Source organism: Planctomonas psychrotolerans (assembly GCF_008642235.1).
GTDB lineage: Bacteria > Actinomycetota > Actinomycetes > Actinomycetales > Microbacteriaceae > Planctomonas > Planctomonas psychrotolerans.
Genome location: NZ_SJEV01000001.1, coordinates 1,978,841 through 1,993,392 on the forward strand (window position 1 = coordinate 1,978,841; position 14,552 = coordinate 1,993,392).

The window sequence follows — 14,552 nt, forward strand, 5'->3', positions numbered from 1 at the left end:
GTGACCCTGAGGCTCTACGACTCCAAGACCCAGTCCCTCCGGGACTTCGTTCCGCTCGTCGACGGTCGGGTGGGGATCTACGTGTGCGGGCCGACCGTGCAGTCGTCACCGCACATCGGGCACATCCGGTCGGCTCTCAACTACGACCAGCTCCGCCGATGGCTCACGGCCAGCGGCTCCGACGTCACCTTCGTGCGCAACGTGACCGACATCGACGACAAGGTGCTCGCCAACGCCACGGAACGGGAGCCGTGGTGGGCGCTCGCCTACCGCGTCGAACTCGAGTTCAGCCGCGGCTACTCCGCGCTCAACATCCTCGCCCCCACCTACGAGCCGCGCGCCACCGCGAGCATCCCGGAGATGCTGGCCCTCATCGATCGACTCGTGACGTCGGGGCACGCCTACGCGGCGACGGACGGATCGGGTGACGTGTACTTCGACACCGCGCGCTGGCCGGACTACGGGGAACTGACCCGTCAGCGGGTCGACGACATGGAGCCGACCGCGGACTCGAGCCCGCGCGGCAAGCGTGACCCCCGCGACTTCGCGCTCTGGAAGGGGCGGAAGCCCGGAGAGCCGGAGTCCGCGTCGTGGGCGTCGCCCTGGGGCCCCGGCCGACCGGGCTGGCACATCGAGTGCTCCGCGATGTCCACCCGCTACCTCGGCCCGCGGTTCGACATCCACGGCGGCGGACTCGACCTCCGGTTCCCGCATCACGAGAACGAACTCGCCCAGTCCACGGCGGCCGGGGACGCGTTCGCCAACTACTGGGTGCACAACGGGCTCGTCTCGGTGAACGGCCAGAAGATGAGCAAGTCGCTCGGCAACTCCATCCTGGCGTCGGAACTGCTCGGGGCTGCGCGACCGCTCGTCATCCGCTACTTCCTCGGTGCCGCGCACTACCGATCGACGCTGGAGTTCCACGACGGTGCCCTGCTCGAGGCCGAGGCCGCACTCGAGCGCATCGAGGTCTTCCTCGGTCGTTCGACCCGCCGACTCCTCGGTACCCGCTTCGCGTCGGCCGAGGCCGTCGAGCTGCCGGCCGAGTTCCGCCGCGCCATGGACGATGATCTCGGGGTGCCGCAGGCGCTCGGTGTGCTGCACGAGCGGGTGCGGGCGGGGAACGCGGCGCTCGACGCCGAGCAGCTCGAGACCGCCGCGGTGCACCGCGGTGAGGTGCTCGCCATGACGACGGTGCTCGGCATCAATCCGCTCGACGAGGAGTGGCGCGCCGGATCCGACCTCCCCGTGCGGAGCGCGCTCGATCGCCTCGTGGAACAACTGCTCGTCGGCCGTCAGGAGGCTCGCGTCGCGCGGGACTTTCCGGCCGCCGACCGAATCCGGGATGCGCTGGCGACCGCCGGCATCCTGATCGAAGACGGGCCTACGGGCTCACATTGGAGGATCGATGGCGAATAAGCCAAGCCGCGCCGGATCGGTGCGCAAAACGAAGAAGGGCCCGCAGAAGGGCTCGGGCGGACAGGGGCGGCAGGCCCTCGAGGGACGGAAGCCCACGCCCAAGGCCGAGGACCGGCCGTACCACCCCGCGGGCAAGCGCAAGGCCGCCCAGGATCGGTACGTCGCAGCCTCCGGCGGGAAGCGTCCCGCCGCGAGCGAACCGCAGCAGCGTCCCACCGGTGAGCAGCAGCGGCCGCGCCGGGCGAAGTCCTCGGACGACGTCGAAGTGGTGACCGGCCGCAACTCCGTGGTCGAGGCGCTGCGCGCCCAGATCCCGGCGACCGCGCTGTACATCGCCACCCGGCTGGAGTACGACGACCGGGTCAAGGAGATCATGAACCTCGCGACCCGTCGCGGGCTGCCGGTGCTCGAGGTCATGCGCCCCGAACTCGACCGGCTGGCCGGCTTCGACTCGGTGCACCAGGGTGTCGCGCTGAAGGTGCCGCCGTACGACTACGCCCACCCGATCGAGTTGCTCGACGCCGTCGAATCGCGTGGCCAGCTTCCGCTCTTCGTCGCGCTCGACGGCATCACCGACCCCCGGAATCTCGGGGCGATCATCCGATCCGTCGCCGCCTTCGGTGGTCAGGCGGTCATCGTGCCCCAGCGACGCTCCGTCGGACTCACCGCGGCGGCGTGGAAGACGTCGGCCGGTGCCGCGGCGCGCACCCCTGTCGCCATGGCGGCGAACCTCACCCAGACGCTCAAGGCGTTCAAGGAGCGCGGGGTCTTCGTGCTCGGTCTCGACGGCGGCGGGGACGTGTCACTGCCCGGGCTCAGCTGGGCGACCGAACCCCTCGTCGTCGTGGTGGGCAGCGAGGGCAAGGGACTCTCGCGACTCGTGACCGAGACCTGCGACGCCGTCGTCTCGATCCCGATCAGCTCGAGCACCGAGTCCTTGAACGCCGGGATCGCCGCGAGCGTGACCCTGTACGAGATCGCGAAGCAGCGCGCCGCGAGGTGACCTGCACCGCGGGAGCGGGCTGGCGCGTCACACCTTGGTGCGCCAGTCCTCTTCCTCGTCGGCCGTGACGGGGATCTGACCCGTCACGGGGATGGTGTCGGTGACGGCGGGCAGCGCCCCCGTGGGCGGCGAACCGATCACCGTGGCCTCGTCGCGGCGGTGGCGCAGGATGTCGTTGACGTACGCCGTGACCGCCTCGGCCAGCGGGATGTCGCGCGACTGCTGCTGAGACATGTACCAGCGGTGCTCGAGCAGCTGGTGGAAGATCTCGGCGGGCTCGAGCTTTCCGCGCAGGTCCCGCGGGATGGCGCGTACCACCGGTTCGAACACGCGGGCCAGCCATTCGTGGGCGACCTGCTCCTCGTCGAGGTCCTGCTTGTTGTAGCGGGCCGTGTAGGAGTCGAGGTCGTTGAGCAGTCGGCGGGCCTGGTTCTCCTGCGCGTCGAGGCCGGTGAGCCGCAGCAGGCGCCGCGAGTGGTGCCCGGCGTCGACGACCTTCGGCTGGATGTGCACCTGCGCACCCGACTCGACCGTGCGGATCGCCAGCTCCTCGATGTCGAACCCGAGGGCGTTGAGGCGATTGACGCGCTCACTGATGCGCCAGCGCTCGGAGGTGGCGAACTGCTCGGAGCCGGTGAGTTCGCGCCACAGCATCCGGTACTGGGCGACGATGCGCTCGCTCGTCTCGACCGGGTCGAGGTCCTCATCGACGTGTCCGCCCGCGGCGAGGTCCATGAGCTCACCGGCGATGTTCACGCGGGCGATCTCGAGGTCGTTCTCGCGCTGCCCGTTCGACAGGCCGCCGTTGTAGAGCTTGCCGGTCTCGGCGTCCACCAGGTACGCCGCGAAGGCCCCGGCGTCCCGGCGGAAGAGAGTGTTCGACAGGGAGACGTCGCCCCAGAAGAAGCCGATGATGTGCAGTCGGACCAGCAGCACCGCCAGCGCATCGGCGAGGCGGGTGGCCGTGTCCGGGCGCAGGGTCTGCGAGAACAGCGCGCGGTAGGGGAGCGAGAACTTGAGGTGCCGGGTCACCAGCACCGACATGAGCGGCTTGCCGTCCTCGTCGAGCCGGTTGGTGATCACGGCGACGGGTTCGACGCAGGGGATCTCGAGCCGCTGCAGCACCCGCAGCATCTCGTACTCGCCCTTCGCCATCTCGTCGGTCGTCTCCTTGATGGCGACGACATAGCCCGACATGTTGGCGAAGCGCACGAGGTGTCGCGAGATGCCCTTCGGCAGCGTGGCGATGTTCTCCGACGGCCAGGTGCCGAGCGGAATGTGCCACGGCAGGTCGAGGAGTGCGGGGTCCACCGTCGCCGCGGTGATGTTCAGAGTTCCGGCCATGGTACGAGGCTACCGGTCAACGTAAAACGGCTCTGCCGCGGCCCGGGAAACGGGCCGCGGCAGAGCCGGTCGAACGAGGGTGCTAGCCGATGGCGGCGGCGTCGTTCAGGCGCACACCGGTCTCGGCGTCGAAGGCGTGCAGGTGACCCGGCTGCGGGAGCAGGTACACCTTCTCGCCGGCGTGCGGGTGCAGACGGCCATCGACGCGAGCGACGATGTCGGTGCGCTCGCCGCCCTGGGTGGTGGCGTGACCGTACAGGTAACCGTCGGCTCCGAGCTCCTCGACCAGGTCGACCTCGATCTCGAGGCCGTCGCCGGGCGTGGTCGACACGATGACGTCCTCGGGGCGGACACCGACCGTGATCTTCGATCCGTGCGCCGCCTGGAGGAACTTGCGGTCGAGGTTGACGACGGAGGAGCCGAACTTGACGCCACCGTCCGCCATGTCGGACGAGAACAGGTTCATGGCCGGGCTGCCGATGAAGCCGGCGACGAACACGTTCTGCGGCTTCTCGTACAGGTCGCGCGGGGAGCCGACCTGCTGGAGCACGCCGTCCTTGAGCACGGCGATGCGGTCACCCATGGTGAGGGCCTCGGTCTGGTCGTGCGTGACGTAGACCGTGGTGACACCGAGACGACGCTGCAGCGATGCGATCTGCGTACGGGTCTGGACGCGGAGCTTGGCGTCGAGGTTCGACAGCGGCTCGTCCATGAGGAACACCTGGGGCTGACGCACGATGGCACGACCCATGGCGACGCGCTGACGCTGACCACCGGAGAGCGCCTTCGGCTTGCGGCTGAGGTAGGGCTCGAGGTCGAGCAGCTTGGCCGCCTCGAGAACACGCTCGGCGCGCTCGTCCTTGTTGACGCCGGCGATCTTCAGCGCGAAGCCCATGTTCTCGGCGACCGTCATGTGCGGGTACAGCGCGTAGTTCTGGAACACCATCGCGATGTCGCGGTCCTTCGGCGGAACGTCGGTCACGTTGCGGTCGCCGATGAAGATGTTTCCGTCGTTGACCTCTTCGAGGCCGGCCAGCATGCGGAGGCTGGTGGACTTACCGCAACCGGAGGGGCCGACGAGGACGAGGAACTCGCCGTCCGCGACCTGCAGGTCGATCGAGTCGACCGCGGGCTTCGTCGAGCCCGGGTACAGGCGTGTTGCTTTGTCGAAAGTTACAGATGCCAATTTAATGCTCCTTCACCGGCAGGTACGTGCCGGACGATCCGTTGTGATGGATATTTCGATGTGGCGCATCGATGGACAACGCTGACCACGGCACCCAGTATGGCATGACGCCCGCCGGAAACCGCTCATCCGCCCCGACCGGTCGGGTTCTGAACCCCGTCGAGCCGAGGTCGATTCGACCGAGTGGGCGTTCAGTATTCGTTTGGACGATACTCAGGGTGCGCCTTTACTATCGTCGAGGTGCACTCGTGGGGGGATGCGCCCTGCCCTCTACGTACTCGGAAGTGATTTCTCCATGACCAACGGCGACTCCAGAGAAGCTCAGCCGGCGAAGAATCGACGCCGCCAGGAGGCGCGCGAGAAGGCACGCGTGCACCGCGAGCGCCAGGCCCGCCGTGATCGCCGCGGGCGCGTCGCGCTGCAGGGTGGACTCGCCCTCGTGCTCGTCGCGATCGTCACCACCGTCGGCCTGATCATCTGGAACGGGGTGCAGCCCCCCGGGCCCGGGCCCGCCAACATGGCCAGCGACGGCATCCACATCGGCGAGGGGTTCGTCGCCACTCCGACGGCGGCACTCGCATCCGACGCCGACCCGGTGCCCACGCAGTCCGACGAGAACGGCACCGTCGACATCCGGGTGTACGTGGACTACCTGTGCCCGTACTGCAAGCTGTTCGAGGAGACGAACGCGGAGCAGTTGGAGGGGTACCTCGAGACGGGCGCGGCGACGGTGGAGATCCATCCTCTGGCCGTGCTCACCAGCCGGTCGCAGGGCACGCAGTACTCCCTCCGCGCCGCCAACGCGGCGGCGTGCGTGGCGAACTACGCTCCCGACAACTTCTGGTCGTTCAACTCTCTCCTGTTCGAGAACCAGCCCGCCGAGCAGACGAGCGGGCTGCCGGACACCGAACTCCTCGACATCGCCGAGGAGGCGGGCGTGCCCGTCACCGGCGACATGACCGATTGCGTGACCGACCAGCGGTACAAGGGGTGGGTGAACGCCGCCACCGACCGGGTGCTCGCGGCCGACATCCCGAACTCGAACATCGACGAGGTCGATGGCACCCCCATCGTGATCGTGAACGGCAAGCAGTACCGTGGCGCGCTCGATGACGCGAGCGAGTTCGCCGCATTCGTGCTCGCGCAGTCCGCTGACGGAGCCACCTCCGCCGGCACCTCCGCCGACGCGGATCAGGACGCCGAGGGCGACGCCGAGTCCGACGAGGACGACGCCGACGAGAGCACGCCCGCACCGAGCGAGAGCCCGACGCCCGCTCCGTAACCGGTGCCCGCGTTTCGGCCGCCCCCTCCGACCGGTATCGGGTGGGCGTGCATCCCACGTCGACGGACCATCGGCTAGGGTGGGCCGGGAAAGTTGCTGCCTTGGCGCAGTCTGGTAGCGCAGCTGTCTTGTAAACAGCAGGTCGTCAGTTCGAATCTGACAGGCAGCTCAGAGGGAGTACGGAAGCGGCGGTCGCGGGCACGTCCTCCCGGGGATGTGACCGCGGAGCCCCGCCCGGTCGCACGTCCGGGGTCAGGAGTCGGCGGAGATCAGTCCGTGGAGCGCACAGACGTATAGTCGAACCGGCCCGTGCAGGCCGGGTTCCACGAGGATGCGGAGCGCGGCGCCGCACTCCGGGCACTCGTCGGCCGACCCGGCATCCTGGTCGTTTCGGTCCATGGCCCGAAACGTACCCTCCGTACTCCGAGAAAGCGATAGACAGCATCTCCTCTCCCGCTCCGTCCCGCCTGCTCGTCGCCCTCACGGTGGGCGCGGCTCTGCTCTTCGGCGGCTGCATCGCGCTGCAGTCCCGCATCAACGGCGAACTGGGCAGACAACTCGGCGACGGTTACCTCGCCGCGCTCATCTCCTTCGGCTCCGGCCTCGTGCTGCTTGTCGGGGCCATGGCGGTCTGGCGACCCGGCCGCGTCGGACTCGCGCGCGTCTGGTCGACCGTCGCCGAGCGACGGGTGCCCGCGTGGTACGTGCTCGGGGGCACGGCCGGAGCGTTCTTCGTGCTCGCTCAGGGACTCACCGCATCCGTGCTGGGTGTGGCGCTCTTCACCGTGGCGACCGTGAGCGGGCAGATCCTCAGCGGGCTCGTGATCGATCGACGCGGCCTCGGCACGATGGCGGCCAGCGCGCCCACCGTCCCGCGTCTCATCGGATCCGCGCTCGTGCTCGTCGCCGTGGCCCTCGCCGTGTCGACGAGGTTCCAGGGTGACATTCCGGTGTGGATGCTCATCATGCCGCTCCTCGTGGGGGTCGCGGTCGGTTGGCAGCAGGCGGTGAACGGGCAAGTGCGGATCATCGCGAACTCGGTGCTCACCGCGACCTTTGTGAACTTCGCGGTCGGCACGACGGTCCTCGCGGTCGCCATGCTCGTGCACGTGCTGGCGGGCGGGGTGCCGCGCGCTCTCCCGACGGAGCCGTGGCTCTACGTCGGCGGCCTCATCGGCATCGTGTTCATCGCCGGCGCCGCGGTGGCCGTGCGCATCACCGGTGTGCTGCTGCTCGGGCTGTCCACCATCGCCGGTCAGTTGCTGATCTCGCTGGTCATCGACGTCGCCGCACCGGCGCCCGGGCAGGAGATCGCCTGGACCACGATCGCCGGCACCGCGGTGGCGGTGATCGCCGTGGGGATCGCCGCCATCCCCGGTCGTCGAATGCGCCCCCGGCCCGGCGCCTGAGAGCGCCGGACCGGGGCCTATCCGGTCGTCAGTCCCCGCGGGACCTCAGTCCTTCGTGGTGAAGGAGAGCGAAACGGAGTTCATGCAGAACCGGTCGCCGGTCGGGGTCTGCGGAGCGTCATCGAACACGTGCCCGAGGTGCGATCCGCAGTTCGCGCACACGACCTCGACGCGCGTCATGCCGAGGGTCGTGTCGGTGAAGAGCTTCACCGAGTCGCTCTCCTTGGGAGCGTAGAAGCTCGGCCATCCGCAGTGCGAGTCGAACTTGGTGTCGCTCTGGAACAGCTCGGCGCCGCACGCCTTGCAGGCGTAGACGCCCATACGGTTCTCGTCGAGCAGTTCACCCGTCCAGGGGCGCTCGGTCGCCTGCTGGCGCAGCACCCGGTACTCCTCGGGGGAGAGCTCGGCGCGCCACTCCTCGTCGGTCTTCGTCACGTTGTAGTCCACGGGATCCTCTCGTCGGGTGCCCGCACGGTAACGCGGGCGTTCGTTCCACCCTCGATAAACTCGGCACCGTGCAGAACCATTCCATCACGGTGAAGACGTGGGGCGAACTCACAACCGACGAGCTCTTCGCCTTCCTCCGCCTGCGCACCACCGTGTTCTTCCTCGAACAGCGCATCGATGAGGAGGAGCTCGACGACGCCGACTTCGCGCCGACGACGCAGCACCTGTGGATCGACGACGACCGCGGCGTGGCCGCCTACCTGCGGCTGGTGCGGCTGACGAAACCCGAGCACCGCGGAGCGACTCTCGTCCCCGGCCGCGTCGTGGTGCGCGCCGATCGGCGCGGGGAGGGGCTCGCGCGGAGGCTGTTCGACCGGGTGCTCGAGCAGCACGGTTCCGAGCCGCTGGTGCTGCACTCCCAGGCGTACGTCGCTCCCCTCTATGCGAGCCTCGGTTTCGAGCCGTACGGGGACGAGTACCTGGAGGCGGGCATCCCGCACATTTCCATGTATCGCGCGGGGCGCACCCCGGCGACGGCGTCGTAGCCACCTAGGATGTGGGGGATCGGCGGAAGGGGACCCGGCATGGACGATGCGGCACAGCCGGCGGAACGGGGTCCCGGTGCGGGACATTCCGGCCTGACCGACCGCGACGTCCGGCTTCTGGCCTTCGAGCGTCAGTGGTGGCGACATGCCGGCGCGAAGGAGCAGGCGATCCGTGAAGAGTTCGGACTGTCCTCCGCCCGGTACTACCAGCTCCTCGGCGCCCTCCTCGATTCTCCCGCTGCCCTCGCGCACGACCCCATGCTCGTGAAGCGGCTGCAGCGGGTGCGTGCCGCCCGCACCGCGGCGCGCGCCGAACGCGTGCACCTGGTGCGCGACTCGCAACGGGCCCGACCGGGCACGACGGACTGAAGGACCTTCCGACGCTCCGATGCCGAACCACCCTTCCGATCGTTTCGACGATGTACCCGCCGACCTTCAGCGCGTCGGTGCCCACCGGGCCCCGCGTCGCCCGCGGCGTGCCCTCTGGGTGTTCGGCTGGGCCGCGCTCGCCACGGGCGTCCTGGTCCTCGCCGGGGTGATCGCCATCACCGTGATCGGCAGCAACAACGCCTTCACCGGAACGCTCCCGCTCGGTCCGACGACCGCGGAGGAGGCGACCGCAACCGCCGAGCCGGTCATCGACGAGAGTCTGGTGGTGACGGTGCTCAACGGTTCGAGCTCGGCGGGTCTCGCGATCGAGGCGGCCGACGCGCTCACCGACGACGGCTGGACCATCGGATCGCGGGCGAATGCCAGTTCCGACGACATCGAGACGACCACCGTCTACTACTGGGATCCCGCCGATGAGGGACCGGCACGCGGGCTCGCGCGGTCGCTCGGCGTCTCGGCGATCGAGCTCTCCGACACCTACGCCCCCGCGGCGGGCGACGATCCGGATGTCGCGGCTCGGCTGACGGTGGTGCTCGGGGCGGACTACGCCGAATGACTCGCCGGTCCCGCCGACCGATCGCGCTGTGCGCGGCGATTCCCGCCGCCGTTGCGCTGCTGACCGGATGCGTCGGGCCGTCACCGGGGGAGCCGCTCCCGCCGAGCCCGACCCAGACGGCGATCCCGCTCGGCTACGCGCCGCTTCGCGGTACGCCGGTCGACTCGGGGAGCAACGACCATCCGTCACTGGCGGCGAAGATCGACAATCACCCGGCCGCCCGTCCCCAGTTCGGCCTCGAGGAGACCGACATCGTGTTCGAGGAACTGGTGGAGGGCGGTCTCACCCGGTACGTCGCCCTCTGGCACTCGAGCATCCCCGAGACCGTCGGGCCGGTGCGCTCCATCCGACCCATGGATCCGGAGATCCTCTCCCCGATGGGCGGAATCGTCGCCTACTCGGGTGGCCAGCCCCGCTTCGTCGAGGCGATGCAGGACACCCCGGTGTTCAACGCCATCCACGAGCACCCCGACACGGCGGACACCTTCCGTCGCCTCGCCGAGCGGTCGGCTCCGCACAACGTGGTCGTCGATGCACGGGACCTCGTGGCGAAGCACGACGAGCTCGACCCGCCCGACCCGCAGTTCGTCTACGCGACGGACGCGGCCAGTCCGTCCGCGGATGACGGCGCGCCGGCCTCGGGGGTCGTCACCGTGTTCTCGCCGTCCTCCTCCGCATCCTGGGCGTTCGACCCGGCGAGGGAGGCGTACCTCCGATCGCAGAACGGGGTTCCGGACCTCGACGCGACGGGCCGGCAGCTCGGCGCCACCAACGTGGTGGCGCTCCAGGTGCGGGTCGACCAGAGCACTGACGTGCCGCGCACGGAGCTGCTCGGCACTGGGAGCGCGTGGGCCCTGACCGACGGCCGCGTCGTCGAGGCGACCTGGTCGAAGACGCACGCCGAGGCGCCCCTCCGCCTGACGGCCGACTCGGGGGCGTCGATCCGGCTCGCCCCCGGCAACACCTGGGTGGAGCTCGTGCCCGCGGGCACCGGTGCCGTGCGCGTCGTTTCGGGCTGACGCGCTCCTCGGTTGCACTCGCCCATCGAGAGTGCCAGAATTGGTTGGCACTCGCTATTGCCGAGTGCTAACCCATCGTTTTTTCACTACGTCCGGGAGGGACGAAAAACACACATGGCAAAGATCATTGCTTTTGACGAGGAAGCCCGCCGCGGCCTCGAGCGTGGACTCAACACGCTGGCCGACGCCGTACGCGTAACGCTCGGCCCGCGCGGTCGCAACGTGGTACTGGAGAAGAAGTGGGGCGCCCCCACGATCACCAACGATGGCGTGTCCATCGCGAAGGAGATCGAGCTCGACGACCCGTACGAGAAGATCGGTGCCGAGCTCGTCAAGGAGGTCGCCAAGAAGACCGACGACGTCGCCGGTGACGGAACCACCACCGCCACGGTGCTCGCCCAGGCTCTCGTCCGCGAGGGTCTCCGCAACGTTGCCGCCGGTGCCGACCCGATCGGACTGAAGCGCGGAATCGAGAAGGCCGTCGCGGCCGTCGTCGAGGAGCTCATCAAGAACGCCAAGGAGGTCGAGACCAAGGAAGAGATCGCCGCCACGGCATCCATCTCCGCCGGCGACCCCGAGATCGGCGCCCTGATCGCCGAGGCCATCGACAAGGTGGGCAAGGAAGGCGTCGTCACCGTCGAGGAGTCGAACACCTTCGGCACCGAGCTCGAGCTGACCGAGGGCATGCGCTTCGACAAGGGCTACCTGTCGCAGTACTTCGTCACCGACCCCGACCGCCAGGAAGCCGTCTTCGAAGACGCGTACATCCTGATCGTCAACTCCAAGGTCTCGAACATCAAGGACCTGCTCCCCGTCGTCGACAAGGTGATCCAGTCGGGCAAGCAGCTCCTGATCATCGCCGAGGACGTCGACGGCGAGGCCCTGGCCACGCTGGTCGTCAACAAGATCCGCGGCATCTTCAAGTCGGTCGCCGTCAAGGCTCCCGGATTCGGTGACCGTCGCAAGGCGCAGCTGCAGGACATCGCCATCCTCACGGGTGGACAGGTCATCTCCGAGGAGGTCGGTCTCAAGCTCGAGAACGTGACCCTCGACCTGCTCGGCACGGCTCGCAAGGTGATCATCACCAAGGACGAGACCACGATCGTCGAGGGTGGCGGTGACGAGGAGCAGATCGCCGGCCGCGTGCAGCAGATCCGCAACGAGATCGCCAACACCGACAGCGACTACGACCGCGAGAAGCTCCAGGAGCGCCTCGCCAAGCTCGCCGGCGGCGTCGCCGTCATCAAGGCGGGTGCAGCGACCGAGGTCGAGCTGAAGGAGCGCAAGCACCGCATCGAGGACGCCGTGCGCAACGCGAAGGCGGCCGTCGAAGAGGGCATCATCGCCGGTGGTGGCGTCGCCCTCATCCAGGCCGGCAAGACGGCCTTCGAGACCCTCTCCCTCGAGGGCGACGAGGCGACCGGCGCGAACATCGTGCGCGTCGCCATCGACTCGCCGCTCAAGCAGATCGCGTTCAACTCGGGCCTCGAGCCCGGCGTCGTGGTCGAGAAGGTCCGCGGCCTCCCGGTCGGACACGGCCTCAACGCCGCGAACGGTGAGTACGTCGACATGCTGGCCGCCGGCATCAGCGACCCGGTGAAGGTCACGCGCTCGGCGCTGGTCAACGCCGCGTCGATCGCCGGCCTGTTCCTCACGACCTCCGTGGTCGTGGCGGACAAGCCGGAAAAGAACCCCGCTCCGGTGGGCGACCCCTCGGGTGGCATGGACTTCTAAGTCCACTAGCACCAGAGCAGCACCCACGAAGTGGGCGGTTCCCTCCGGGGAGCCGCCCACTTCGTCGTTTCCGGATCTCGTCACCGGGCCGTGCCGCCATCGAGCACGCTCAGCGGGGTCAGCGCAGCGCGAACATCCGGGCGTTCGCCGTCTCGATCTCGGCGTACTGCTGACCGGCCGACGCGAGTGCGGAGTTGATCATCGCGAGGTTCTCCTCCACTCGCTGCTGGGTGGCGCGCCACTCCGCCACCACGAGCTGGAAGGCGCTCGCCGCCTGCCCGGTCCACGACCCTTCGAGCGCGCTCAACTGGCCGTACAGTCCGCCGACCTCCGATTGGATGCGGCCGATGCTCGCCTGCACCGCACCGGTCGCGCCGATCACCGCGTCGCTGTCCACCTGATATCTGGTCATTGTGCCTCCCTGGGTTGATGTGGGAGGCCACGGTAAACCCGGGCTCAGGCCGTGCGCGGAGCCTCGGCGACGATTGTCGACGGCGAACCGTCGGCGGGGTTCTGGAGGAGAGGAAAGATGAGGCGGAGCGTCGCTCCGCCTCCGGGGGTGTCGACCACGTCGACCCGCCCGCGGTGCGCGGTGACGATGGCGGCCACGATGGCGAGGCCGAGCCCGCTACCGCCGGTCTCGCGCGCCCGCGACGTGTCCGCACGCCAGAACCGCTGGAAGATCTTCTCGCGGATCTGCGGCGGGATGCCGTCACCGTGGTCGATGACCTCGATCGCCGCTTCATTGGTGCTGCGGTCGATCACCACCCCGAGCTCGATGGGGGAGCCCGCCGGCGAGTACCGCACCGCATTGCCCAACAGGTTCGTGACCGCCTGCCGGATCTTGTTCTCCTCGGCCAGCACGATGGCGGCCGTGGGCACCGAGCCGTCGACGTGCTCCGGTGCAGCCGCCGCGGGCGGCGTCGCCTCGTCCTCGGTCTCGGTGCGCCGCGGCCAGCGTCCCCGCAGGCGCGCAAGGCGCGCGAAAGGAATCGCCCCGGTGCTCGGGCCGGCGGCGCCGCCGGTCGTCGGGTCATCGGTATCGGGCGCGGAGCCGGCCGTCAGTTCGCCGTCCGCCGGCGTCACCGGCACCTCGTTGCCCACCCCGGCGCTCCAGATCACGACGGGAGGCAGAGCGGTGACCACTCGGCCGGGCGACGACGCCATGGTGTCGAGCGCCGCATCCCGGGCGATGGGGTAGAGGTCCACCGGACGGAGTTCGAGCGGCTTGGTCTCATCGAGCCGGGCGAGTTCGAGCAGGTCCTCGACGAGGCCGCCCATGCGGATGGCCTCCTTCTCGATGCGGTCCATGGCCTTCGCCACGTCCTCCGGCGTCTGCAGGGCGCCCATCCGGTAGAGCTCCGCGTAGCCGCGCACGGACACGAGCGGTGTGCGGAGTTCGTGGCTGGCGTCGCCGACGAACCGGCGCATCTGGTCGATGGTGCGCGCCCGGTCGGCGAAGGCCTGATCGATGCGGCTCAGCATGGTGTTGAGGGAGCGGTTGAGCCTGCCCACCTCGGTGTTCGGCGTCGCTCCGCCGAGCCGCTGACCGAAGTCGCCGTCGGCGATCGCGGCGGCCGTGCGTTCCACCTCGCGCAGCGGAGCGAAGGTCGAGGTCACGAGCAGTCGGGTGAGCGCCGCCCCGAGCACCACCACGGCCACGCCGAAACCGAAGAACACGGTGAGGTAGGTCGCCATGAAGGCCTCGACCGGCTTCATCGGCAGGGCGACCACGAGGCTGTAAAAAACGGGACTACCGGAGAGGTTGCTCTGCCGCACCGCGGCGTGCCATTCGTCCCTGCCGGAGGCGTCGGTGAGGGTGACGATCGACGTGCCGATCTCCTTGGCCTTGGCCACGGTCAGACCGGTCACCACGGGGCCGTCGGTGTCGCCGGCGGGCCGGTTGTCCACCATCACTCTGCCGTCGGGGTCGACGAGCGCCACGTAATAGCTGTCATTCGCGCCGTCGACGTGCGCTTCGCGGAAGACGCTGCCCGAGAAGTCCTGACCGAAGATGATGCGCATGTCGACGAGCGACGACTTGACCTGGTCGTCGATGCTGCGGACCAGTTGCGGGCGCAGGAATGCCGTGGTGCCGAGTCCGGAGATGAGGAGCCCGAGGGTGAGCAGGAGAACGGTGACCCCGGTGATCTTGGTGCGAAGGGAGATCGCCGCCCAGCGCTCTGAGATCTTTTCGTGCACGGGGAACGGTCTCCTT

15 protein-coding genes and 1 tRNA gene are annotated in these 14,552 nt (G+C 69.0%); 10 read left to right on the forward strand and 6 right to left on the reverse strand.

Features of this window, described 5'->3' with window-relative positions:
- Together cysS and rlmB are read left to right on the forward strand one after the other, a co-directional pair.
- Complete coding sequence (cysS, locus tag EY822_RS09100) at positions 1–1,419, forward strand: cysteine--tRNA ligase (RefSeq protein ID WP_150307980.1); 1,419 nt, start codon at positions 1–3, stop codon at positions 1,417–1,419.
- Positions 1,409–2,422 (forward strand): 23S rRNA (guanosine(2251)-2'-O)-methyltransferase RlmB, encoded by a 1,014-nt coding sequence (gene rlmB, locus EY822_RS09105; RefSeq protein WP_150307981.1) that lies wholly within the window; start codon positions 1,409–1,411, stop codon positions 2,420–2,422. The genes cysS and rlmB overlap by 11 nt, the downstream gene beginning before the upstream one ends.
- 27 nt (positions 2,423–2,449) lie before the next feature.
- Here the strand turns inward: rlmB and EY822_RS09110 are convergent, their stop codons facing one another.
- Together EY822_RS09110 and EY822_RS09115 are read right to left on the reverse strand one after the other, a co-directional pair.
- Positions 2,450–3,766, reverse strand: a complete 1,317-nt coding sequence (locus EY822_RS09110; protein ID WP_150307982.1) for a DUF4032 domain-containing protein — start codon at positions 3,764–3,766, stop codon at positions 2,450–2,452.
- An 82-nt stretch (positions 3,767–3,848) separates the two neighbouring features.
- Positions 3,849–4,952, reverse strand: a complete 1,104-nt coding sequence (locus EY822_RS09115; RefSeq protein ID WP_150307983.1) for an ABC transporter ATP-binding protein — start codon at positions 4,950–4,952, stop codon at positions 3,849–3,851.
- 295 nt (positions 4,953–5,247) lie between these two features.
- On the opposite strand from EY822_RS09115, the gene EY822_RS09120 reads away from it, so the two are divergent.
- Positions 5,248–6,234 (forward strand): DsbA family protein, encoded by a 987-nt coding sequence (locus tag EY822_RS09120; RefSeq protein ID WP_150307984.1) that lies wholly within the window; start codon positions 5,248–5,250, stop codon positions 6,232–6,234.
- Between the two features lie 95 nt (positions 6,235–6,329).
- A tRNA-Thr gene (locus tag EY822_RS09125) sits at positions 6,330–6,403 on the forward strand.
- Between the two features lie 83 nt (positions 6,404–6,486).
- Here EY822_RS09125 and EY822_RS15420 read toward each other — a convergent pair.
- Complete coding sequence (locus EY822_RS15420; protein WP_227497154.1) at positions 6,487–6,633, reverse strand: hypothetical protein; 147 nt, start codon at positions 6,631–6,633, stop codon at positions 6,487–6,489.
- An 86-nt stretch (positions 6,634–6,719) separates the two neighbouring features.
- Here EY822_RS15420 and EY822_RS09130 point away from each other — a divergent pair, with 86 nt between their 5' ends.
- Complete coding sequence (locus EY822_RS09130) at positions 6,720–7,643, forward strand: DMT family transporter (RefSeq protein WP_227497155.1); 924 nt, start codon at positions 6,720–6,722, stop codon at positions 7,641–7,643.
- 45 nt (positions 7,644–7,688) lie between these two features.
- On the opposite strand, the gene msrB is transcribed toward EY822_RS09130, so the two are convergent.
- A complete protein-coding gene (gene msrB / locus EY822_RS09135) occupies positions 7,689–8,090 on the reverse strand; it encodes a peptide-methionine (R)-S-oxide reductase MsrB (RefSeq protein WP_150307986.1) in 402 nt (133 codons plus the stop codon).
- A gap of 68 nt (positions 8,091–8,158) precedes the next feature.
- Between msrB and EY822_RS09140 the strand changes: the two genes are divergently transcribed.
- From EY822_RS09140 to groL, 5 genes are all read left to right on the forward strand, one after another.
- Positions 8,159–8,635 (forward strand): GNAT family N-acetyltransferase, encoded by a 477-nt coding sequence (locus EY822_RS09140; protein WP_227497156.1) that lies wholly within the window; start codon positions 8,159–8,161, stop codon positions 8,633–8,635.
- A gap of 39 nt (positions 8,636–8,674) precedes the next feature.
- Positions 8,675–9,004 carry a DUF3263 domain-containing protein gene (locus EY822_RS09145; protein WP_150307987.1) on the forward strand — a complete coding sequence of 110 codons (330 nt, stop codon included), beginning with the start codon at positions 8,675–8,677 and terminating at the stop codon, positions 9,002–9,004.
- Between the two features lie 19 nt (positions 9,005–9,023).
- Positions 9,024–9,581 (forward strand): LytR C-terminal domain-containing protein, encoded by a 558-nt coding sequence (locus tag EY822_RS09150; RefSeq protein WP_150307988.1) that lies wholly within the window; start codon positions 9,024–9,026, stop codon positions 9,579–9,581.
- On the forward strand, positions 9,578–10,600 hold the full coding sequence (locus tag EY822_RS09155; RefSeq protein ID WP_150307989.1) for a DUF3048 domain-containing protein: 1,023 nt from the start codon (positions 9,578–9,580) through the stop codon (positions 10,598–10,600). Before EY822_RS09150 ends, EY822_RS09155 begins: the two co-directional genes overlap by 4 nt.
- Positions 10,601–10,714: 114 nt before the next feature.
- Positions 10,715–12,334 (forward strand): chaperonin GroEL, encoded by a 1,620-nt coding sequence (gene groL, locus EY822_RS09160; protein WP_150307990.1) that lies wholly within the window; start codon positions 10,715–10,717, stop codon positions 12,332–12,334.
- A gap of 118 nt (positions 12,335–12,452) precedes the next feature.
- Here the strand turns inward: groL and EY822_RS09165 are convergent, their stop codons facing one another.
- Positions 12,453–12,746 (reverse strand): WXG100 family type VII secretion target, encoded by a 294-nt coding sequence (locus EY822_RS09165; RefSeq protein WP_150307991.1) that lies wholly within the window; start codon positions 12,744–12,746, stop codon positions 12,453–12,455.
- A gap of 44 nt (positions 12,747–12,790) precedes the next feature.
- A complete protein-coding gene (locus EY822_RS09170) occupies positions 12,791–14,536 on the reverse strand; it encodes a sensor histidine kinase (protein WP_150307992.1) in 1,746 nt (581 codons plus the stop codon).
- Positions 14,537–14,552: the final 16 nt, after the last annotated feature.

Bases quoted from the DNA above. Each gene is read 5' to 3' on its own strand.
- rlmB (WP_150307981.1), top strand. From the start codon at position 1,409: ATGGCGAATAAGCCAAGCCGCGCCGGATCGGTGCGCAAAACGAAGAAG.
- EY822_RS09110 (WP_150307982.1), bottom strand. From the start codon at position 3,766: ATGGCCGGAACTCTGAACATCACCGCGGCGACGGTGGACCCCGCACTC.
- EY822_RS09120 (WP_150307984.1), top strand. From the start codon at position 5,248: ATGACCAACGGCGACTCCAGAGAAGCTCAGCCGGCGAAGAATCGACGC.
- EY822_RS15420 (WP_227497154.1), bottom strand. From the start codon at position 6,633: ATGGACCGAAACGACCAGGATGCCGGGTCGGCCGACGAGTGCCCGGAG.
- EY822_RS09145 (WP_150307987.1), top strand. From the start codon at position 8,675: ATGGACGATGCGGCACAGCCGGCGGAACGGGGTCCCGGTGCGGGACAT.
- EY822_RS09150 (WP_150307988.1), top strand. From the start codon at position 9,024: ATGCCGAACCACCCTTCCGATCGTTTCGACGATGTACCCGCCGACCTT.
- EY822_RS09155 (WP_150307989.1), top strand. From the start codon at position 9,578: ATGACTCGCCGGTCCCGCCGACCGATCGCGCTGTGCGCGGCGATTCCC.
- groL (WP_150307990.1), top strand. From the start codon at position 10,715: ATGGCAAAGATCATTGCTTTTGACGAGGAAGCCCGCCGCGGCCTCGAG.
- EY822_RS09165 (WP_150307991.1), bottom strand. From the start codon at position 12,746: ATGACCAGATATCAGGTGGACAGCGACGCGGTGATCGGCGCGACCGGT.